Here is a 21870-nt window from a genome sequence, read left to right as displayed (position 1 = left end):
GCAGGTGTGTCCGGTGCTCAGTGATCGCGCACGTGGGCTCGGGCTGACCGGTCGGCCGCATTTCACCCTGGTCGGTGTGCTGCGCATTCCGGAAGCTCAGACCAGCCCGTGGATTTCGCTGACCAGGCGGGTGCTGTTCGCGACAGCGCTGCTGTTCCTGGCCGCGATCGTGGTGTACCTCGGGCGCAGCGGCTACCGTGATACAACGGGCGGCGAGTTGTCGTTTCTGGACGCGTTGTACTATGCGACGGTATCGCTGTCTACCACGGGATACGGCGATATCCACCCGGTGACGACCGAAGCGCGCTTGGTGAACATCATCCTCGTCACCCCTTTGCGCATTCTCTTCCTCATCATCCTCGTCGGAACCACCCTCAGCGTGCTGACCGAGCGGTCCCGGCAGGCTTTCAAGATTCAGCGATGGAGGCACCGCGTGCGCAATCACACCGTGGTCGTCGGATACGGCACGAAGGGAAAGACCGCGATCGATGCGATGGTCGGCGACGGCGTGCAGCCCGCCGATATCGTTGTGGTCGACACCGATGTCATCGCCCTGGAGACGGCGACGAATGCCGGGCTGGTCACAGTGCAGGGCTCGGCCACGCAGTCCGACGTACTGCGCCTGGCGAGTGTGCAGAATGCTTCCTCGGTCGTGGTGGCCACCAACCGCGACGATACCGCCGTGCTGGTCACCCTGACCGCCCGCGAGCTGAACAAGACCGCCAAGATCGTCGTCGCGATCCGGGAGGCGGAGAATACTCACCTGGTCCGGCAGTCGGGTGCGGACTCGGTGGTCGTTTCCTCGGAGACTGCGGGGCGCTTGCTCGGCATCGCGACGACGACGCCGACCGTCGTGGAGATGATGGAGGATCTTCTCATCCCCGAGCAGGGCTTCGCCGTTGCCGAACGAGATGTGGTGCAGTCCGAGATCGGCGGCTCACCAAGGCATCTCAGCGATATCGTGCTCGGTGTGGTGCGCGACGGAGTGTTGGTTCGGGTCGGCGATCCCGAGGTGGACGCGATCGAGACCGGCGACAAACTGCTGTACATCCGCCGTTCGGGCAAGTGATACTGGTGCGGGTCTGGCGATAAAGCGGTCGCGATATTCTCGAACTGTGCCGGCATTTCAGCTCAACGATGTTCCGCTACTGTCCCGTTCTGTCATCGACCGGGCCGAGGAGATTCGGCGTGACGATCAGGCATTGCGTGCGGGCTGGGGTGCCGCGAAGCTGTTGCGGATCAACCGACGCGGTCAAGTGCGCTTCGACAACGGCGTCCTGATGCTGGATGCGGCCTGCGAGCTGTCCGCCGAGCCGAGCCAGGACGCGGTGTTCCTCGGTGTCGAGGAGGGCGTCCATGTGTGGGCGGTGCGCGATCCGGAATTGGAGGGCAGGCTCATCGATCTGCGAGCGTTGGCCGGCGGCAGCGTCGATGACCGCACCGCCGGTCTGCTCTCCACCGCGTTCGCATTGCTGAACTGGCACGATAAGGCCGGGTTCAACAGCGCGGACGGAACAGCGACCACCGTATCCAAGGCAGGGTGGTCGCGCGTCACAGAGAGCGGCCACGAGGAGTTCCCGCGCATCGATCCCGCGGTGATCTGTCTGATCCACGATGGTGACGATCGTGCGCTGCTTGCTCGTCAGCACAGCTGGCCGAAGTCGCTGTTCTCTCTGCTGGCCGGATTCGTCGAAGCGGGCGAATCGCTGGAGCGCTGCGTGGAACGCGAAATGCGCGAGGAGGTCGGTCTCGATGTGCGCGAGATCAGTTACTTGGGTAGTCAGCCGTGGCCGTTTCCGCGCTCGTTGATGCTCGGCTTCGCGGCTGTCGCCGACCCCGCGCAACCGCTGGTCTTCTCCGATGGGGAGATCGCCGAGGCAGGCTGGTTCACTCGCGCCGAGGTACGGGCAGCTCTGGCGGCAGGTGACTGGTCGGCGCGGGATCAGAGTACCCGACTGCTGCTGCCCGGTTCGATCTCGATCGCGCGTACCATTGTCGAATCCTGGGCCGCGGCAGCGTGAGCGCTCGCTACCGCGGACTACACGCACCAGGTGATCAGGACAGTCCGGCGAGAGTCTGCTTGATCGTGACCAACGACGGGTTCGTCGCGGTCGAACCGTCGGCGAATTTCACTGTGGGCACGACATGATTGCCCCCGTTCACACTTCCGACGAATTCGGCCGACGCCGGATCTTGCTCGATGTCGACTTCGATGTAGTCGATGCCTGCCTCATCCAGTTGCTTCTTCAGCCTGCGGCAGTAGCCGCACCAGGTAGTCGAGTACATCGTCAGAGCGGAGCTGTTTTCGGTCACGGATCATGCAACGCAGGACACCGGCTCACTGTTCCGACCGGGGTAGCTCGTATTGCGGCGATAGTCGGTCGTCGGCGCCAGGGCCGGTGTCGGTGAATGGTGTCATGATGGACCGCGTGTCCGCTCTCGACCTTGCCGACCTCGATCCCGAGCAGGCCGCAGCGGTACGCGCGCCGCGCGGTCCAGTATGCGTGCTGGCGGGCGCGGGCACCGGCAAGACCAGAACCATCACCCACCGTATCGCGAATCTGATCGCGCAGGGACACGTCAAGGCCGACCAAGTGCTCGCGGTGACCTTTACCGCGCGGGCAGCGGGAGAATTGCGCACGCGGTTGCGCGCGCTCGGTCTCGGCAGTGTCGCGACCCAGGTGCAGGCGCGTACCTTTCACGCGGCGGCGTTGCGGCAATTGAAGTATTTCTGGCCACAAGTTGTCGGTGAGGTGCCGTGGCGGCTGGTCGAGGCCAAATTCCCGATCGTCGCGCAGGCGGCGAGCAGGGCGGGGCTTTCCACGAGCGCCGACAGCGTTCGCGATCTGCTCAGTGAAATCGAATGGGCCAAGGCTTCGCTCATCGCGCCGGAGGATTATGCCGGGGCGGTCTTCGATCGCGACCGCGAGACGCCTCGTGATCCGATGCGGGTCGCCGACGTTTATGCCGGCTACGAGAAACTCAAGGCCACGTCGGAAGGGTGGCTGCTCGATTTCGATGATCTGTTGCTGCACACCGCGGCAGCGCTGGAGAACTATCCGGTGGTGGCCGACGAATTCCGCGGTCGCTACCGCAGTTTCGTCGTCGACGAATACCAGGACGTCACGCCACTGCAGCAGCGGGTGCTCGACGCGTGGCTCGGCGAACGCGATGATCTCACCGTGGTCGGTGACGCCAACCAAACGATCTATTCGTTCACCGGCGCCACACCGCGATATCTGCTCGATTTTTCCCGCCGCTTCCCGGACGCGACCGTGATCCGGCTGGAGCGCGACTACCGTTCGACTCCCCAAGTGGTGTCGCTGGCCAACCGGGTGATCGGGGCCGCGCGGGGTCGTCTCGCGGGCACCAGGCTGCGTCTGATCGGTCAGCGGCCAGACGGACCCGAGCCGACATTCGCCGAATTCATCGATGTGCCTACCGAGGCCGTGGCAGTGGCGAGCCAGGTCGCTCAGCTCATCGAGGCGGGCACCCCTGCTGCAGAGATCGCTGTGCTCTATCGGATCAACGCCCACTCGGAGAGCTACGAGCAGGCGCTTGCTTACCAGGACATTCCCTATCAGGTGCGCGGCGGCGAGAGGTTTTTCACACGTACCGAGGTCAGACAGGCGGTGCGTGCGCTGCGGCAGACCGCGGCCCGCGACGATCTTCCCGACCAGGCACGCAGCGGTAGTGCGCTGATCGCACTGGTGCGTGCGGCGCTGGCCCCGGTCGGCCTCACCGCCACTGAGCCCGCGGGCGTCCGAGCGCGGGAACGCTGGTCCGCGCTGGTCGCCCTGGTGCGACTGACCGAGGAACTAGTCGCGCACGACGATCGGCTCGACCTGACCGGGCTGTTACGCGAACTCGCGACTCGCGCCGAGGCCGGGCACCCCCCGACAGTGCCGGGTGTCACTTTGGCATCGCTGCACGCCGCCAAGGGGTTGGAATGGGATGCGGTATTCCTCGTCGGCCTGTCCGACGGCACTCTGCCGATCGCGCACGTCTTCGCCGACGACGGTTCGGTCGCGGACGAAGCCGCACTGGAGGAGGAGCGGCGGCTGTTGTATGTCGGAATCACCAGGGCACGCGAGCAGCTGCGGTTGTCATGGGCGCTGACCAGGAATGTAGGCGGCAAGCGCACCCGGCGACGCTCGCGTTTTCTCACCGGACTCGTCCCCGACCACTCGCCCGCCTCACGTATCGCGCCTGTTGTCGGCGAGCACGATCAGAAGCGACTGCCTGAGTGCCGGGTGTGCGGCCGATCTCTGCTGAATGCCACCGACACCCTGCTCGGGCGTTGTTCGGGATGCCCGGCGGAGTTGGACGCCGAACTTTTCGCCGCGCTACAGGACTGGCGGCGAGCGAGAGCAGCGGAGTCGTCGATCCACGTACAGTCGGTACTCGGTATCACAACGCTGACCGCCATCGCCGAGCAGTTTCCCAGGAACGAGCAAGCTCTGGCGGCCATTCCAGGCATGGGGGATTACAAGATGCGGCAGTTCGGTGCCGACGTGCTGGCGATCGTCACATCCCGACTTCGATCGATCTCGCAAAAACGCAGGTAGAAAATATGTTGTCGGTATCGAAGAACTTGTTTTAAGGTGGGATCCACGCACCGGGAGGACATCTCGGCGTGCGCCGCTATCGACACAGCACGAGTACAGGAGGGAGGCAGAGCAATGGACAACATCACGACCTACGGCGTCAATGGCGTCGCGGTCCACGCACCCATAGCGGCCTCCCGGGGGATCCTTGCTTCGCAGGGGATCGGTCTGATCGGAACCAGTGCTCCCGGAGGCATGTTCGGCGCATACCCGAATGTTGCCGCTAAGCCGTTATTCGTCCGCACTGAAACCCAGGGTAAGCCCAGCGGCGATTGGCACCCGCCTGCTGCTGAGGCAGCAGGCGGAACCTGCGTGGCCGAAGCCGAACTCGGGTCGGTGGGTCCGCAGGCAGCACGCCTCCGCACCGCATATTCAGCGACCGTGATCAGGACTCGACACAGGTGTCGACCTAGGTAGGGATCTCTTCCCGACCTCATGGCCACGGATCGCATCACAGCGAAACCGTGGCCGATTTTTTCCGGCCTTCAGCCACCGGCAGCGGTTTCGCGGCACAACCACACGAACCGCTGCACATAGCTGAAGGAGAACGACGTGTTCACCGCACAGAGCTGGCCGCAGGCCGCTACTGACGTGACATGCCGCACCGTGGCGTCGACCGAACCGAGCCAGGAGGCCACCACAACGCTGCCCTGCCGTGCCGGCGATCCGGACCTATGGTTCGCCGAAAGCCCGGTCCAGTTGGAGCAGGCCAAGGCACTGTGCGCTTCCTGCCCGATCCGTAAAGGCTGCCTGAGCGCGGCCATGGACCGGCGTGAGCCGTGGGGTGTTTGGGGCGGAGAAATCTTCGACCAGGGCGTTGTGATCGCCCGCAAGCGTTCGCGCGGGCGCCCGCGCAAGGTCGCGGTTCTGGCGTGAGTGTCGGACCAGTAGACAGTCGTCGGCATCACTACCGAAAGCCCGGCTCATCCAGAAGCGGAATACCGCGTGAGCCGGGAACGACTTCCCTCCCTCCGGTCGATGTGCTCGATGCGTTCTACTCCGACACGCATCGAGCCAACGAACGAGAAAGCAGGACAGCCGCTCACCGATATCGGTGAGCGGCCGTCCTGCGTTTCCCGCACAACCCCGCATCCGCCTTCCCCGCAGTTGACACCACCATCCGGTTCATCCGAGGTCGGCGTTTCTCTCGCACCCCAGCTCCATCGAATGCGAATCTTACGAGTACCGGTCGCGGCTCTTCTCGCGTCCGAGCGACCGAAGCGCATGCGCCGCAGACGCGAGTCCCGTTCGCTCGGAGGCAAGACAAACACAGCGGAGGTTGCGAGACAAGCACTGCCAACTACGCGGTGCTGCGTTCCTCGCGGAAGCCGGGCATCCACGTGTGGACGAGTTGCATGAAAGGCAGTTCGGCGTCCAGCTGGGCCAGGATGCCGACAGAACCGCTGAGCACTCGGAAGATCATCACATATTCTGCTGGAAGCCGCAGTGCCCGTGCGGTTTTCATCTCCGGGCTGGAGAATTCGGAAGCTTTGCCTGCCACTCGCTGCATCCAACGGCGGGTGAAGTGGAACGAGTCGTTTTGGATAGGGTCTGTGAAGGGGCGCAGGTAGTCGGCGATTTCCTGATGAGTGACCACACGGCCGGGAATCACCCAGCCATGGTCGTAGAGCAGCTCGGTGAGTTCGGCGAACCTCTCCTCTAGCGCGAGGGCCAGCATCCTGCCCAATACCGGAGGAAAGCCGGCGGGCATCGGGGCGCAAGCGCCGAAATCGATTACGGCGAGTCTGCTGTCGGGCAGCATCATGAAATTACCCGGATGCGGGTCGGCATGCAGTAGCCCGACGATTTCCGGAGAAGAGAAATGGAACCGCCCCATCAGACCCGCGACCTTATTGCGTAGTGCGCGGGTGCCTTCCGGGTCCTCGACACCCTGCTTGATGATCGCGGAAACGGCGGTGCCGTCGAGCCACTCGGTGATGACCACCTTCGGCGAGCTCGCCACTACTTTCGGCACCACGATTTCGCTGTGGCCGTCGAAGCCTTTGGCAAAGGCGCGTTGATTGGCCGCCTCGTTGCGGTAATCGAGCTCCTCTTCAGTGCGTTCGGAGATCTCGGCGAGAATCGGCTTCACGTCCGCGCCGGGAATAACCGAGGAGATCAAACCGGTCATCCGGGAAAGCGTTTTGAGATCCGCGCGCAGCGCTTCGTCCGCACCGGGGTATTGCACCTTCACCGCGACTGTCCGTCCATCCGACCATACCGCCCGGTGTACCTGGCCGATGCTGGCCGCTGCGGCTGGAACATCGTCGAAGTCACGAAGGCGGGTGCGCCATTGCAGGCCGAGCTGCTGATCCAACACACGGTGGACGGTCGCGGTGGGCATCGGCGGTGCGGCGGCCTGTAGCTTGGTGAGTGCCTCGCGATAGGGCTCGCCGAACTCTTCCGGAACCGCGGCTTCCATGACGCTGAGCGCCTGCCCGAACTTCATCGCGCCGCCCTTGAGTTCACCGAGTACGGTGAACAACTGCTCAGCGGCCTTCTGGTTGAGCTGGGCGTTGATCTCCGACTTGTCGCCCCCGGCGAGCTTCTTACCGAATCCTACGGCGGCCCGACCGGCAATGCCGAGCGGAATCTTGGCCAACTGGGCGTTGCGGGACGAGCGACGGCGCGCAATCTCTGACACGTACCCATCATGGCGGACGCGGTCGCAGTTCTGCTATGGCAATCTTGATCACCGGTTCGCCTCTGCGCCGGGGTCTGCGGGAACTCGTGCGCAGACGCACGCGGGATGGCGGTGCCAGACTCGTCGGTCGAGAATGTGAGAATCCAGATTCAATTCCATGGTCGCGTCCAATGTGGCAGGCGGGCGGTGTGGCGAGCACTCCAGTATCGCCTCGAGTTCGCCGAGCGCTACCGCGGTGGTCGCGGTGATCCCGGCGGGGGAGGCGTGGCCGACTCGGCCGAGCAGTTGGGCGGCAAGATGTGGCCAGTCGGTGTCGTGTTGCGCGCGGATCAGCTCCGCGCAGCGCAAGCAGCTGGTGGCGCCGGGCAGCACCAATGGCCCGATGACGCCCTTGTTGTCCCGGATGCGTAGTTGTAGATGCGGTATCCGATACAGCAGCAAGTCGTTCACTAGCCGAGGATCCGGCATCAGTGCATCGGCGAGTACCACTAGATCCACATCCCAGGTGCGTACCGTCGTCATACCGTACGGGTAGTCCCTGGAGCGGCTCGGTCGCATTCCCAGCGTGTGCAGCCCGGCCGAGATCGCGTCGGACAGCGGGCCGAGCCCATGCACTCGCACCGTCCGGATTCGCCCGGCCCGATCCTCGGGGTGCTCGAGTAACCCGGCTTCGTCGATCAGGGCGAGCAGCGCTCCGGCGTGTCCGGGCTCGATGCCGCGTTCCCCGGCCTGCCAGATGATCTGTGGCTTCGTGTGCAGACCATCCAGTAGGCGTAGGAAAGTCAGAACGGTTTCGGCGTCCATACCTTCCGGGCCGAGCATCACCGCAGTCTCGGGATCACATCCGAGCTGGACGATGCCGGTCGGGCGAACCAGGACGGTCACCCTCGGACGCAACCGCGGACCGCGACATGTTGTTGCCATAGCAGCAGTATGTGCACCGTCGGGTGGGTGACTCGGTGCTGAATCGGGAGTTGTCCACAGGGCGGCGAGTCACTCACAGGGTGGTTCAGGCGTTCGTGCCACCCGGTTTGCCCCGGTCGGTCCCTGCTCCACCGTCTTTGCGCTCGCGCTCGGCCTTCTCCCGCGCTTCGGTTTCGGCGAGCTGCGCCAGTGGGTCGTCGAATGCGGTGGTTTCACCGCCGATCACCGAGTCGATGAAGCCTGCGGGCGCGTCGAGATCGGCGCAATCCGGCAGTAGATCCGGGTGTGCCCAGAGCTGATCGCGCGCGGTCATACCCGCGTCGGTAGTGAGCCTGCGCCATAGCGTCGCTGCTTCGCGCAGCTTGCGCGGGCGCAACTCCAAGCCGACCAGGGTGGCGAAAGTCTGCTCAGCGGGGCCGCCGGTGGCGCGCCGTCTACGCAGTGTCTCGGCCAACGCACTCGCACCGGGCAACCGATCGCCGACTGCGTCGGAGACCACCACTTGTACCCAGCCCTCGATCAGTGCCAGCAGTGTCTCCAGCCGTTCCAGCGCCTGCTTCTGTTCCGGCGTGGTCTGCGGTTCGAATGTGCCTTGCGACAGGATCTCTTCCAGCTTCGCGGGATCAGCCAGCGACGTCGGATCGATGTTTTGCGCGGCCTGCTCCAGCGCGGAGAAATCCATCCGGATGCCGCGCGCGTAGTCCTCGACCGCGCCGAGTACCTGCTGGCGCAGCCATGGCACGTGCCCGAACAGTCGTTGATGTGCCGCTTCCCGCGCGGCGAGGAACACCAGGATCTCGCTCTCGGGCTGTTCCAGGCCTGCGCTGAATTCCGATATCGCCGTGGGTAACAGCGCCGCGGTACCTGCTGGACCGAGTGGTAAGCCGATATCGGTCGAGGTCAGTACCTCCTTGGCCAGTTGGCCGAGTGCTTGGCCGAGTTGCGAGCCGAAGGCAAGCCCGCCCATCTGGCTGAGCATGCCGACCATCGGCGCGGCGAACTGCCTGGCCTCTTCGGGTAGCGCCGCGGTCCACATCCCGGAGACCTGCTCGGCTACCGGATCGCACAGCCGTTGCCAGGTGGGCAAGGTCTGTTCGATCCAATCGTTGGCGGTCCACCCGACCGTCTTGGTCGCACCCGCGGGCAGCGTGGTCGAACTGTCGAGCCACAGCTCGGCCAGGTGTGCGGCATCCGCCATCGCACTCATGGCGCCTGAGGTCACCGGGGGGACATTCGCGCCGAGTTGCTGGCGGGCCAGCCGTTTGGCGACATCGTAGTTCACTGGCCCGGCCTGCGCGGATCCGGGCTGTCCCATGCCACTGAGCATCTGGCCGAGCGAGGTCAGCATCTGGCCCAGCTGCGCCGGGTCGAATCCGCCTGCGCCGGACCCACCGATCCCGAAGCCGAATGGATCGTTCTGGCCGGGACCGCTCGGTTCGTCGCCGCGTTTACGTTCGTCGTCGTCGCGGTTCGAGAATCCGAAGGGGAGGTCGTTCATGTCCTTTACGTTACGCGTTCAGCGCATCGTCTCGATGTTCGCGCAGTGCGAAACTGGTGGTGGTGCGTTCGGGGAAACGACTGCCTGTGCCACATCATGGCAACGGTGATCGCTACTGTGGGCGGAGTGAATCGTCGGATCCTCACCCTGGTAGCGGCTTTGCTTCCGGTCCTCGTGCTCGGTGCTGTCGGCAGCACGTTCACTGTGCCATTCGTGGCGCTCGGACCAGGCCCGACAGTCAATACCCTCGGCGCGGAGGATAATGGGGAGGGCAAGAAGGTAGAGGTTGTCGATGTTCGGGGGGTGGAGGTCGATCCGACTACGGGGCATCTCAATATGACCACGGTCTCGGTGCGGGATGGGTTGAGCATTTTCGAGGCGTTCGGCTTCTGGGCCAGCGGCAGCCACGGTCTCGTGCCGCGTAGAGAGGTCTACCCGCCCGATGTCTCGCGTGAGGTTATCGATAAGCGCAATCAGCAGGATTTCGAATCCTCAGAGAACAATGCCGAGATCGCCGCGCTGCACTATCTGAAACTGCCGACAGCCGTGCTCCTGGACAAGGTCACCGAATCCGGCCCGGCCGACGGCGTGCTGCGTGCGGGCGATGAACTGGTCAGCATCGACGGCAAGCCCATAACCACGCCCAAGGACGTGATCACCTCGGTGTCGGCGCAGAGACCCGGTAGCCAGGTGACTGTGGTGTACCGGCGGGACAACACCGAGCAGCAGGCGACCATTGCCCTTGGCGCACACCCCGACGACAAGGCCAAGGGTTATCTCGGGGTGACCTTGCGGGAGGGCGCTCGGCCACCCATGCGGGTGACCTTCAATCTCGCCGATATCGGCGGTCCCTCTGCGGGCTTGATGTTCAGCTTGGCGTTGATCGACAAGCTGACTCCGGGGGAATTGAACGGCGGCAGGTTCGTGGCGGGCACCGGGACCATCAAGGAAGACGGCACGGTCGGTCCGATCGGTGGTATCCAGTACAAGATGATGGCCGCGCGCGCGAAGGGCGCGGATACCTTCCTGGTGCCTGCGGACAACTGTAATGAGGCCGAGCAGCGGACTCCGGAGGGACTGCGGCTGGTGAAGGTCGAGAACCTCACCGGTGCGATCGAGTCACTCAACGAGCTCAACGCGGGCAAAGAGCCGGTCGGCTGCCGATGAATGCTTACTCCAGGGTGTGGTGCAGCGCCTCGATGAGATTCGGCGCCAGGTTCGGATAGGTGCGTAAGTCGAGGTCGCCCTCGGTATCCTCGGCGTCTTCCTCAGGGCGCAGCTGGAGCAGGCACAGCGACGCGCCCTCGCGTAGTACTGCGGCGAATAGCCGCGCCTGCCGTCGCTGCGGGTATACCGCGGCGGCGGCGCGGGCGGCCGCGTCGGAGGCCTCCAGGTCGGCCAGCACTGGGACGAGTGCGTCGTCCAGTGTCGATTCTGCGTCCGGTGGGAGTACCACGATCTCCTGCACCAGCAGACAACCCTGGACGGCGGGCGGCCAGCTGGTCGTGGCCAGGAATTCGTCCAGTGCCATGGATCCGCCGGTCACATCCGTTGGAAAGGCGTCCTGAGCCACCGGGGTCAGTTCGTCGCCCGCGTCGAGCTGATCCGCCAACTCCGGTCGCGCCGCGACCAGATCCGTGGTCGGCACCAGCGCGAACATCTGTGGCGGGCGCCCCCAGCCCTCGGCATCGACGAATTCCGCCACTTCCCGGATGGAGCGGGCGAGGACCAGTTCGGCGCGCAGGTCTTGGGTCACGTGACTATCCAACCAAACCGCCGTCCAGGATCCCCGTCAACCCGGACGATCGGCTGTTCCGCGTGACAAATACAACCCCCGTCACATGAATCATGCCCGATTTCCGTAGAGTGGGCCGAGGCGATCCGGAAAGATCAACCCGAACATCACATCAACCCAACATCGGACTGCGGCGCAACGGCTGAGTGTATCGGTGCGAGCGTCGCCGGACCTTCGGAGCGTGGCATCGTGGGCATGCGGCCCCCCACCGGTTTACCTTCGCTGTCCCGACGCAGTCGTGTACTGCTGGTGGCGGCCATCGTCCTGGCGGTGCTGCTGCTACTCGGGCCGCGGCTGACCGACACCTACACGAACTGGCTCTGGTTCGGTGAAGTCGGCTTCCGCAATGTGTATCTCACCGTGCTGCGCACTCGCATCCTCTTATTCCTCGTCGTTGCCGCATTCATCGGGGTGGCGATCTGGCTGGCGCAGCTGTTGGCCTATCGGACCAGACCGGTATTCGTACCGGTGGCGGGCCCGAACGATCCGATCGCGCGGTACCGCACCACCGTGATGAGCAGGCTGCGGCTGTTCGGTGTGGGCATCCCGGTGCTGCTGGGTCTGCTGTCCGGCCTGGTGGCCCAGTCGAATTGGGTGACGCTACAACTGTTCTTCAACGGCGGCTCCTTCGGCGAGAAGGACCCAGAGTTCGGCCTCGACGTCGGTTTCTATGCCTTCGACCTGCCCTTTTACCGAATGGTGTTGAACTGGCTGTTCGTCGCGGTAATCATCGCATTCTTCGCCAACCTGGTCACGCACTATATCTTCGGCGGTTTGCGGTTGACCGGGCGCGAGAGCGTACTCACCCGCCCCGCGCGCATCCAACTGGCCGTGCTTGCCGGGATTTTCGTGTTGCTGAAGGCCATCGCGTACTGGTTCGACCGTTATGAGCTGCTCTCCAGCAGCCGCAAAGAGCCCACCTTCACCGGCGGCTCTTATACCGATATCAACGCGGTGCTGCCGGCCAAGCTCATCTTGCTGTCCATCGCGGTGATCTGCGCGTTGGCGTTCTTCGCCGGAGTCGTGCTGCGTGATCTGCGCGTACCCGCGATGGCGGCGGCGCTGCTGGTGCTGTCGTCGATCCTGGTCGGTGCGGTGTGGCCGTTGGTGGTCGAACAATTCTCCGTGCGCCCGAACGCCGCCGACAAGGAAAGCGAATACATCCAGCGCAATATCGCCGCGACCAGGCAGGCATTCGGCATCACCAGCGAGAAGATCGATTATCAGGACTACAAGGGCGAGAGCAGCAAGAGCCCGCTCAATGTTCCCGCGGACGCCGCGACCATCGGCAATGCCAGGCTCCTCGACCCGAATATTCTTTCGCCGACTTTCACTCAGTTGCGCCAGCTGAAGAATTTCTATGGCTTCCCCGAGTCACTGGACATCGACCGGTACAACATCAACGGCGATATGCAGGACTACATCGTCGCGGCCCGCGAACTATCCCCTGCGGCGCTGAGCGGTAATCAGACCGACTGGATCAACCGGCACACGGTCTACACCCATGGCAACGGTTTCGTCGCCGCGCCTGCCAACCGGGTCAACAAGCCGCAGTCCGACGATCCGAACGCGGCTGGCGGCAGTACCGACAGTGGCTACCCGATCTTCCTGGTCAGCGACTTGTTCACTCCGGTGGACAAGCAGCAGATCAAGGTAGATCAGCCGCGGGTGTATTTCGGTGAGTTGATCTCGCAGTCCGATCCGGATTACGCGATCGTCGGCGCGGTGGACGGCCAGCGCCCCCGCGAGTACGACTCGGATATCGCGCAGTACACCTACACCGGTAAGGGTGGCGTGCCGATCGGTAACTGGTTCAACCGGCTCGCCTTCGCAGCCAAGTACGCTGAGCGTAATATTCTGTTCTCCTCGGCGATCGGGGAGAACTCCAAGATCATCTTCAATCGCAACCCGCGCGAGCGGGTGCAGAAGGTCGCCCCGTGGCTGACCGCGGATGGCGATGCCTATCCCGCCGTCGTCGGTGGACGCATCGTCTGGATCGTGGATGCCTACACCACTTTGGACAAGTACCCTTATGCGCAGAGCACTTCGCTGGAGGGTGCGGTCGAGGACAGCATCGACAAGAGGACCGGCCGGTTGTTGCCGCGCAAGTCGGTCAGCTATATCCGTAACTCGGTCAAGGCGACCGTCGATGCCTACGACGGCACGGTCACGCTGTATGAGGTGGACCCGACGGACCCGGTGTTGCGAGCATGGCGAGGAGTGTTCCCCGGTGCGGTGAAGCCGGAGAGCGATATCTCGCCGGAACTGCGGGCGCACTTCCGCTACCCGGAAGACCTGTTCAAGGTGCAGCGGGAAATGTTGACCAAATATCACGTGAACGATCCACGAGAATTCTTCACCAATAACGCATTCTGGTCGGTACCCGCTGATCCGACCGCGGAAGGTGGGGCCACCGCCAACCAGCCGCCATATTATGTGTTGCTGGGTGATCCGAAGACGAACAAGCCGACATTCAATCTGACCAGCGCCATGGTTGGATACAATCGGCAGTTCCTGTCGGCGTACATCTCGGTGCGGTCGGACCCGGAGGGCTACGGTAAATTCACGATTCTGCGCTTGCCCACCGACACCCAGACATTGGGTCCGCAGCAGACACAGAACCGTATGACGACGGCGCCCGAAGTTTCGCGGGAGAAGACACTGCTGTCCAACTCGAACAAGATCAAGTACGGTAACCTGCTGACCTTGCCGATTGCTGACGGTGGCATCCTCTATGTGGAGCCGTTCTATAACGAACGTAACACCGGCCCTAATACCGCGACCTTCCCGCAGCTGCTGCGCGTATTGGTGAGTTACCGGGATGCGGCAGGCAGCGTCAAGGTAGGTTACGCCTCCACTTTGGCCGAGGCATTGAATCAGGTGATTCCAGGCGCTGGCGCATTGGCGACACCGTTCGGTGGTGAATCGGCCGCCAGGCCGAAACCCGGCACCACTTCGCCGTCGACTGATCAAGGTGGTAATGGGGCAACCGGGACTCCGCCATCCGCGACTACTCCGGTGCCTACGACGGGATCGTCCACCGCCAAAGACGCCGCGGCAGCCGAACTGGACCAGAAGATCGAAAATCTCCGAAATGCCATGCGCACTGGGGATTTCCAGCAATTCGGTCAAGCACTCGACGACTTGGACGCCGCTGTCAAGGCCTATCAGGAAGCGAGCCGTTGAGATAGGCCGCTGTTGAGATAGAGCACACTAACGACAGACGCCGCCATCATCGCGATGGCGGCGTCTGTCGTTCTGTATCGGGTCGCGTGTCCGGCTGCTGTGGATTGTTGAGCCGGAGCCGGAGGCGGTCAGCGACCGATCGAGTCGAGTAGCGCGCTGTTCTGGTCCAGGATCCGCTGGAGCCGGTTGCCTAGGCCGTATTGTTCGGCCAGATCGACTGCGGCGGACTTTGCTTGCTCGAGGATGGACTGGGTGCTGTTCGGCATGGGAGCGGGTACGGTGGGCCCGCCCGGCGCGGGCACCGGCTCCGGAAGGGAGATGCCGGGACGCAGATATTGACCGCATACCGGCCATGCGCCGACGCCTTGAGTGGCGAGCACGTTCTCGGCGACGCGAATTTGCTCTTCCTTGCTCGCATTGTGCGCATAGCCTCGGCCGCCGTTCGCGGTCCAGGTGCTCTGCGAGAACTGCAGGCCACCGTAGTAGCCGTTTCCGGTGTTGATCCCCCAGTTGCCACCGCTTTCACACTGGGCGACACCATCCCAGTCGTGGGTGGGTGTCGCGGCGGCCGAAGCGGTGGAGAATGTGAACGGGATGGCAACAAGAGCGCCGGTGACGGCGGCGAAGCCGAGGGCGCGGGCGCTGAACTTCCGGTTCTCAGTCATGGTCGTTTCCTTCCCTGCGCCCGCCGACACGGCGATGAACTGCCGTGTCCCTGTCCCCAGGTCGTCGGGGAGCCTCGAACCGCGGGACAGGGTTACCGGTGTTCAACGGTTCGAGTTCGAGCCCATCACGGTTGATCCGGGCCTTGGATTGACGGTAACGAAGAAATCTCGGCAGATCACGTCTTGATAACATCCAGAATTGCATGAAACGAATGACGCGGATATCCGCATCTTCGCAGGCGGGAAAGGTTTTCCCGACAATGGAAACACTATTAGTTACACCATTGTTATGTGATGGATATCACTACGATATAGTGTTTAATGACACGGTTGAAACTTTCACTGTGAAGTTTTCGTGTGCGAGTGGGTGGGTTCGACGGCCCATGAATGGGCGGAGGTTCGATCGTTGCGATCGAGGTCGGAGGCGGGGCCGTGTTGGCAGAGTCGAGAGTCGACTGGTCGCGTACCCGTCGGCGCAATACGGCAAATATTGCGCTGACCAGCTGATTTGCTGATTTCAGGAACCCGTGTGTAATGTGGTGTTCACCGACGCGGGGTGGAGCAGCTCGGTAGCTCGCTGGGCTCATAACCCAGAGGTCGCAGGTTCAAATCCTGTCCCCGCTACTAGCGGCCCCGACTTGAAAGTTGCGAACTTTCAAGTCGGGGCCACTTTCTTTCTTCCGCTCCTTCGCCTTATCTCGGCTGCGGGCTTGTCCTACCGACTTCCGGACACGGTAACGAGATCCTTCGCTCCTACACCGTGTACGTGGGGTACCGGCTAGACCCTTCGGGTCGTCTTCGTGCTCCGGCACGACGGGCTCGATATCAATGGTTGCGCGCCGACCGCATTCCGCTGGAAGATCATTCGAGTTGACGATAGGAGCCGAGGCTGCCATATGCTTTCGAATGGAATGCAAATCGCATTTGCCTCAGGTGTATCGACATTCGTCCGACGAGCTTTCCGAAGCTCCGATCGGCGACCCGGTTACACACCGAGAATGATGTCGGATCGATCGCTATTGTGCTGCTCCGGATTCCGCGAGTTGCTGGTCACCCATCGACGATTATTTCGACTTCCGCTCCGACCGGTTCCAGTACGGGAGAATCGGCGGGCGCCTGGATCCATGTGCTGTTCCGCCACGCCGGAAGTTCTCGGGGACAGCTACCCTCGACCTATACGCCTCCACCTGGGGACGGGCTCGGCCATCCATTCGGTTCACTGCCGAGTGCACGTGCCCGGCTTGCGTCGAGCCGTTCGCCGTACCACATAGCGATCCGGTGACCACCACTTACATCTGAACCGCTCTCGGCGGTGCTCGCTCGGCGCATCGATAGCACCCAGCCGCACCGATGACGCCAAGCGCCCCAGCGGCGTACTCGAGGGGGCGCTGACCAGAGCAGATACGGCAAATTAGTGGCTATACGCCTATTGACTGTGGGCGAATTAGGAGGAAACTAGCTATTACACCGGAACACCGAGAAAGAGCCGTACATGTCGGCGGAGACGTTCGCGGACGTGAATGACGCTTTTCAAGATCCGGCTAGGCCCCCGGCAAGCCGATCGAAGACCAGAGCAGAGGCGACGACCGACGTTCATGGATTCGAGGAAGACTGCCGGGGACTGTTTTATGTAAGGGGTCTTTCCGGCGCGTGAGGCGGTCTCCGATGTCGAGTTCAACCGGAGCTGTCGGCGATTCGGGCCACCTCGTGGGTGTGCGGATGGTTGACTAACCGTGTGTCGGTTGGTTCGGCCGCACTTCAGCAACCCATGTCAGGAGGCACCGCAATGCCCACTCATGATGGAAGCTGGCCGCAGGGAACACCGTGCTGGGTCGACTGCCAGGTCGATGATCCCGCGCGCGCCCGTGAATTCTATGGCGAACTCTTCGGCTGGGAGATCGAAGACGGCCCGCCCGAGGCGGGGGGGTACCTGATGGCGATGCGCGAGGGTCGCGCTGCCGCGGGCATCGGCCCCAAGCCGGAAGAAATACCGATGCCCGCGGTGTGGACCACATACTTCGCTGCTGACAGCGCTGACAACATCGCCGAAAAGATCGTCGCCGCAGGTGGTTCGTTGATCGAGGAGCCGTTCGACGTGCTCGACGCCGGTCGTATGCTCGTCGGTGCCGACCCGGCCGGCGCGGTTTTCGGAGTCTGGGAAGCCAAGGCGCACAACGGTGCAGACATCTACAACGAACACGGTGCTTACTGTTGGAACGAACTGAACACCGGCGAATACAAGCAGGCGCAGGAGTTCTATGCTGATGTATTCGGCTGGCACTACACCGAAACCGGCGACGGGCACAACTTCGTTTATTCTACCTTCAATCTGACGCCCGATGGCCACGAAGTCGGTGGCATCAACGACGCGACCAAGATGCCGGGCGACAACTCGTCTTACTGGTTGGCGTGGTTCCAGGTCGACAATATCGATATCGCGCTCGCCACTGCGCGCGATCTCGGCGCTACCATCATGTCGGGCCCGGACGACAGCCCCTATGGTCGAATGAGTGTTGTGCGGGGCGGACAGGGGGAGATCTTCGGCATCATCGACACCATGACCAGAGTCGAAGGCTCGTCGACCGGCGTCTGATCCGCAGCGGTGGGGTGGTGAAATTCGCCACTCCACCCACGTATCACCGTCTCGGTTCCATCTCGGTATCGAGTTCCGTCGAACCCTAGCGAGCTCCTTCGGCCCTGGATCTGTCACGCAGGCATCATGCTGCGTCGAGGTAGAACCGGAGCTTGGTGATGTGGTCGGCTCTGGCGCCGAATTCCACGACCGCCACACCACGCGCTTCACTGATCAGTACGCTCGCGGTGACGATGCGTCCAGCGGCGATCAGTTTGCTCCAGCGCATGTTTCGCGCCCGGTTGGTGAACTCCTCCACCGAGACCGGCGTCCCAATTGGTAGTTCGATATCGGGTCGACAGCCGAGCAAGGTGCGTACGCCGGTCAGATCGGTGTTCGCGGCGGCTGTAAAAACTCTTACCACGGTGGTTTTTCCGGTGCGTCCTACACCGGCGAGAGCTCGCATCATTCCGAGTAGCCCGCCGAGCCCCTGATTGGCGAGCAGCCGCGGACCGAGTGCCAGTACGGCGGTCAGGCCGGGCAGCCCGGTGCGCAGCAACTGCCAGATCATGGCAGCCAGTTCCCAGTGCGCGGCCAAGTGGGTGATCTTCCATCCGCCCCCTTCTTCGACCAGCTGGTAGCGCAGGTGCATCGGTACGACGATGACGGCGCCGGTAGACATCGTGGTCACCACGATCAGATCGCGCAGCACTGTCGGTGGGTGCACAACGTCATAGTCGACCTCGAATGTGATGGCGTTCGGCTTGATGAAGGTGTCGTAGAAGCGAGCGATGGCGGCGCGGCCGATGTGCGGACGTGCGCCGACCGGGTCGTCGATTTCGGCGTCCTCGGCGAACAGGTCGACCCATGCGGACTTGTCGTGGGCGGCGACGGCCCGTGGTGACGCTTGGACGGCCATGAGTAGCGCTGTGGCTGCGGGGTCCAGCGGCATGGCGATACCTCCGTTGGCGCGGGCTTGACTTGGCCTATAATAGAACGAGTTCTATTCCAGGTGGCCAGTCCAGGTGGCCAGCCCAGCGAGGACCGCCGCGCAGTCGGCGACCGACACCAGATCGGCGGTATCTCACCGGGTTGTCGATCCGACTGTAACCCGTGGCGATGGTCCGATCGATTGCCCTCGAGCGATGCGTAAGCGCTGCATATTGCGTCTCTCGGACTACAGTCGAGTCATGGGCATCGAGTATTCGAGTGTCATCGACATCCCTCGGTCCGAAGTTTTCGCCTGGTACGCCCGTCCTGGTGCCCTGACCCGGTTGGCCCCGCCTTGGCAACCGGTGTCCCCACGTGTAGAAGCGGCTTCCTTATCGGATGGACAGGCGGTGCTCGGGCTGCCGGGTGGGTTGCGTTGGGTGGCGCGGCACGATCCGCGAGGATACGATCCGCCGCACCGGTTCGTCGATGTGGTCAGCGTAGCCGGTATCGGCTCCTTGCCCGCCGGATTGTTGCCCTGGCGGCACACGCATGATTTCGAGATCGTCGATCAGACGCATACCAGGATAGTGGATCGGGTCGAAGCACCGGTGCCCGCCGCGATGCTGCGCCCTATGTTCGCTTACCGCCATCGACAGCTCGCTGACGATCTGACGGCCCACATGCGTGCTCTCCCGGAAGGGTTTGTGGCCCGAACCATCGCGGTGACCGGGGCGTCCGGCCTGGTCGGTTCAGCGCTGACTGCCTTTTTGACCAGTGGAGGGCACCGAGTGCTACGGCTGGTGCGCCGCGTGCCGCGACTCGCGGACGAAAGGCGATGGGATCCGATGGCTCCCGCACTGGATGTGCTGGATGGTGTGGACGCGGTGGTGCACCTGGCGGGAGCGTCGATTGCGGGCCGGTTCACCGCAGGACACAAACGTGCTATCGCAGGAAGCCGGATCGAACCGACACGTAAACTCGCCGAGGTCGCGGCCCGGTCGAGGGTGCCGGTTTTCGTCTGTGCCTCCGCGATCGGTTATTACGGCTACGACTGTGGCGAGAGGATACTGACCGAACACGCTTTGCGCGGTGGTGGTTTTCTCGCCGATGTGGTCGAAGATTGGGAGGCCGCTGCGCTACCCGCGGTCGAAGCGGGTACCCGCGTGGTTCGGGTGCGTACCGGGATCGTGCAGTCCCCACGCGGCGGTACGTTGCGGCTGCTGCGTCCGCTGTTCGCCGCGGGGCTCGGCGGACACATCGGCGATGGGTACCAGTGGCTGTCCTGGATCGGGATCGACGACCTGGTCGATATCTACCACCGCGCGCTGTGGGACCAGAGTCTGTCCGGTCCGGTCAATGCTGTTGCCCCGCAACCGGTCCGCAACGCCGAGTACACTGAGGTCCTCGCCAGGGTGCTGCACCGTCCCGCGCTGTTCTCGGTGCCTGGCTTCGCTTCCACGTTGTTGCTCGGTCATGAGGGCAACCGGGAGCTGGCCTCCGCGAACCAGCATGTCGTTCCAGCTCGGCTGGAACAGGCAGGGCACCGATTCCGTGCGGCCACATTGGAACCGGCGCTGCGGCATCTGCTCGGCAGATCCATCGGCTGAACTACTGTGTCGGCCGAACCAACCGGATTTGCCGTGCGCCAGGTAGCTGCACCGGAACCCGGCTTCCGCGCACCGAACCCAGCAGCGCGAGCCGGACGGTGGCAGCGCAGCACCTCGGCAGGTAGCTGTGGACAACGCCAACGGACCAGTGTTGGAGGGGTGGCGAGCAATCCGGCCGCGCCACGTGCTCCCGCGTACTGCCAGTCCGCGTCTTTCACAGTGAACTGACAGCTCATATCGCAGCCCTGGGCAGTGATATCCAGTTCACCTATTTTCACCACTACTTGTGGTGACGTGATGGGTGTCGGTGTGGCCGCCGAGGCGGGTGCGACCTCGTGCGGAGGTGCTGGATCGTCGTGATTCTTCGCACTGTGATCGCTGCCGACCGGCTATTGAGGCAAATATGCATCTATTATGCGTCGTTTTATCTCGGATGGAAACTGATTCGGTAGAGAACCGGGCTTCGGAGTCCGCGCATGCCACGGGCAGAGTGAGCTCGGTCGCGCGTGGCGGACACTTGTGCCGGGGCCGTACAGGTGGGCGCACGGTGGTGCTCACCGATCGACGAAGGATGTATTCAGCCGAGCCGGTCGACCGCATCCAAGAGGTTGTCGATGCGGACGACGTCGCCGGGGAGGAGGACCGCTTCCCATCCTGATCCGCCGACGACAGTCGTGGCGCCCGCGTGGAGACAGGCACGCACTGCGGAAGACAACGCGGTCGACTCCCGCTGTGACCACAGCAGTACCGCGGCGGGGCGGTCGAGCCTGGCCAGAGTGTCGATGAGCGCGTTGGTGGGGACGTCGGCGCCGAGCATGCGCGCTCCGACGCCACGTTCGGCAAGCGCCGCACGCAGCACCTCCATGGCAAGCGAATGAGTCTCACCGCTGGTGCAAGCCAATACCACCGGTTTCGGACTGGGGTGCTGCGGCGGCGGATTGGTGCGTTGCAGTACCGAGATGACGCACCAAGACAGCAGATGCTCGACATCGATGCATCTTTCACCGTCGAGCTGGCGCTCGACGATTTCGGCAAAAGCCGGGCGGCACAGCAGGTCCCAGGTGTCCACTACACCGAATGTGTCGATATGCGCCTCCAACTGATTCGATACCGACCTGGTATCCAACGCGAAGGCCGCGGTCAGCAGGGATGAGTGTTCGCCGAGCGCGGGTGCGGGTCTGCGTGCTACCGCTGCGGCTCCGGCCGGGCTCAGGCCCTCTCGAATCAGGGTGAGCATGCGCTCCAGCATGGTGATGTCGTCTTCGGTGTAGAGCCGATGTTTGCCCGGTTGGTGCTGCCGAGGACCGATATCGTAGCGACGGTTCCAGCTACGCAGTGTCGCGGTCGGGATGCCGAGACGTTCGGCGACCGCACGCACTGTGTATCCAGCCGCATCAGATAAGGGGGCGGAACCGGCGGACATCGTTCTATTCTGCCTA

General features: G+C 63.4%; 16 protein-coding genes and 1 tRNA gene. 9 read left to right on the top strand and 8 right to left on the bottom strand.

The window, feature by feature from the left end:
• The first annotated feature begins 13 nt into the window (after positions 1 to 13).
• Entirely contained in the window at positions 14 to 1069 is a 1056-nt protein-coding gene (locus ACX4ZE_RS09060; RefSeq protein ID WP_480272883.1) for a potassium channel family protein, read from the top strand.
• Between the two features lie 46 nt (positions 1070 to 1115).
• The gene (nudC, locus tag ACX4ZE_RS09055) at positions 1116 to 2021 is read left to right on the top strand and encodes an NAD(+) diphosphatase (RefSeq protein ID WP_480272882.1); all 906 of its coding nucleotides are present in this window, start codon (positions 1116 to 1118) and stop codon (positions 2019 to 2021) included.
• Between the two features lie 34 nt (positions 2022 to 2055).
• Here the strand turns inward: nudC and ACX4ZE_RS09050 are convergent, their stop codons facing one another.
• Positions 2056 to 2286 carry a mycoredoxin gene (locus ACX4ZE_RS09050; protein ID WP_480272881.1) on the bottom strand — a complete coding sequence of 77 codons (231 nt, stop codon included), beginning with the start codon at positions 2284 to 2286 and terminating at the stop codon, positions 2056 to 2058.
• A gap of 134 nt (positions 2287 to 2420) precedes the next feature.
• Between ACX4ZE_RS09050 and ACX4ZE_RS09045 the strand changes: the two genes are divergently transcribed.
• Positions 2421 to 4568, top strand: coding sequence for an ATP-dependent DNA helicase UvrD2 (locus tag ACX4ZE_RS09045; protein WP_480272903.1), 2148 nt, complete (start codon positions 2421 to 2423; stop codon positions 4566 to 4568).
• 591 nt (positions 4569 to 5159) lie between these two features.
• On the top strand, positions 5160 to 5483 hold the full coding sequence (locus ACX4ZE_RS09040) for a WhiB family transcriptional regulator (RefSeq protein WP_480272880.1): 324 nt from the start codon (positions 5160 to 5162) through the stop codon (positions 5481 to 5483).
• Positions 5484 to 5907: 424 nt separating this feature from the next.
• Here the strand turns inward: ACX4ZE_RS09040 and ACX4ZE_RS09035 are convergent, their stop codons facing one another.
• The 3 genes from ACX4ZE_RS09035 to ACX4ZE_RS09025 all read right to left on the bottom strand — a co-directional run bounded on the left by ACX4ZE_RS09035 (position 5908) and on the right by ACX4ZE_RS09025 (position 9673).
• Positions 5908 to 7251, bottom strand: a complete 1344-nt coding sequence (locus ACX4ZE_RS09035; protein WP_480272879.1) for an ABC1 kinase family protein — start codon at positions 7249 to 7251, stop codon at positions 5908 to 5910.
• 48 nt (positions 7252 to 7299) lie between these two features.
• Positions 7300 to 8175, bottom strand: a complete 876-nt coding sequence (locus tag ACX4ZE_RS09030; protein WP_480272878.1) for a hypothetical protein — start codon at positions 8173 to 8175, stop codon at positions 7300 to 7302.
• Positions 8176 to 8260: 85 nt separating this feature from the next.
• Positions 8261 to 9673, bottom strand: a complete 1413-nt coding sequence (locus ACX4ZE_RS09025; RefSeq protein ID WP_480272877.1) for a zinc-dependent metalloprotease — start codon at positions 9671 to 9673, stop codon at positions 8261 to 8263.
• A 126-nt stretch (positions 9674 to 9799) separates the two neighbouring features.
• Between ACX4ZE_RS09025 and ACX4ZE_RS09020 the strand changes: the two genes are divergently transcribed.
• A complete protein-coding gene (locus ACX4ZE_RS09020; protein WP_480272876.1) occupies positions 9800 to 10840 on the top strand; it encodes a YlbL family protein in 1041 nt (346 codons plus the stop codon).
• 4 nt (positions 10841 to 10844) lie between these two features.
• On the opposite strand, the gene ACX4ZE_RS09015 is transcribed toward ACX4ZE_RS09020, so the two are convergent.
• The gene (locus ACX4ZE_RS09015; RefSeq protein WP_480272875.1) at positions 10845 to 11429 is read right to left on the bottom strand and encodes a PPA1309 family protein; all 585 of its coding nucleotides are present in this window, start codon (positions 11427 to 11429) and stop codon (positions 10845 to 10847) included.
• Between the two features lie 228 nt (positions 11430 to 11657).
• On the opposite strand from ACX4ZE_RS09015, the gene ACX4ZE_RS09010 reads away from it, so the two are divergent.
• The gene (locus ACX4ZE_RS09010; RefSeq protein WP_480272874.1) at positions 11658 to 14654 is read left to right on the top strand and encodes a UPF0182 family protein; all 2997 of its coding nucleotides are present in this window, start codon (positions 11658 to 11660) and stop codon (positions 14652 to 14654) included.
• 128 nt (positions 14655 to 14782) lie between these two features.
• Here the strand turns inward: ACX4ZE_RS09010 and ACX4ZE_RS09005 are convergent, their stop codons facing one another.
• Positions 14783 to 15319 (bottom strand): transglycosylase family protein, encoded by a 537-nt coding sequence (locus ACX4ZE_RS09005; protein WP_480272873.1) that lies wholly within the window; start codon positions 15317 to 15319, stop codon positions 14783 to 14785.
• Between the two features lie 550 nt (positions 15320 to 15869).
• Between ACX4ZE_RS09005 and ACX4ZE_RS09000 the strand changes: the two genes are divergently transcribed.
• Together ACX4ZE_RS09000 and ACX4ZE_RS08995 are read left to right on the top strand one after the other, a co-directional pair.
• Positions 15870 to 15943, top strand: a tRNA-Met gene (locus tag ACX4ZE_RS09000).
• A gap of 1162 nt (positions 15944 to 17105) precedes the next feature.
• Positions 17106 to 17912 carry a VOC family protein gene (locus ACX4ZE_RS08995; protein ID WP_480272872.1) on the top strand — a complete coding sequence of 269 codons (807 nt, stop codon included), beginning with the start codon at positions 17106 to 17108 and terminating at the stop codon, positions 17910 to 17912.
• A gap of 124 nt (positions 17913 to 18036) precedes the next feature.
• Here the strand turns inward: ACX4ZE_RS08995 and ACX4ZE_RS08990 are convergent, their stop codons facing one another.
• Positions 18037 to 18843: a nuclear transport factor 2 family protein gene (locus ACX4ZE_RS08990; RefSeq protein ID WP_480272871.1), complete on the bottom strand. Its 807-nt coding sequence runs from the start codon at positions 18841 to 18843 to the stop codon at positions 18037 to 18039.
• Positions 18844 to 19081: 238 nt separating this feature from the next.
• Between ACX4ZE_RS08990 and ACX4ZE_RS08985 the strand changes: the two genes are divergently transcribed.
• A complete protein-coding gene (locus ACX4ZE_RS08985; protein ID WP_480272870.1) occupies positions 19082 to 20431 on the top strand; it encodes a TIGR01777 family oxidoreductase in 1350 nt (449 codons plus the stop codon).
• Positions 20432 to 21008: 577 nt separating this feature from the next.
• On the opposite strand, the gene ACX4ZE_RS08980 is transcribed toward ACX4ZE_RS08985, so the two are convergent.
• Entirely contained in the window at positions 21009 to 21854 is an 846-nt protein-coding gene (locus ACX4ZE_RS08980) for a MerR family transcriptional regulator (RefSeq protein ID WP_480272869.1), read from the bottom strand.
• Between the last annotated feature and the right edge of the window lie 16 nt (positions 21855 to 21870).

This window comes from Nocardia sp. TBRC8007 (assembly GCF_056629435.1).
This window is presented reverse-complemented; position numbering and strand designations above follow the sequence as displayed.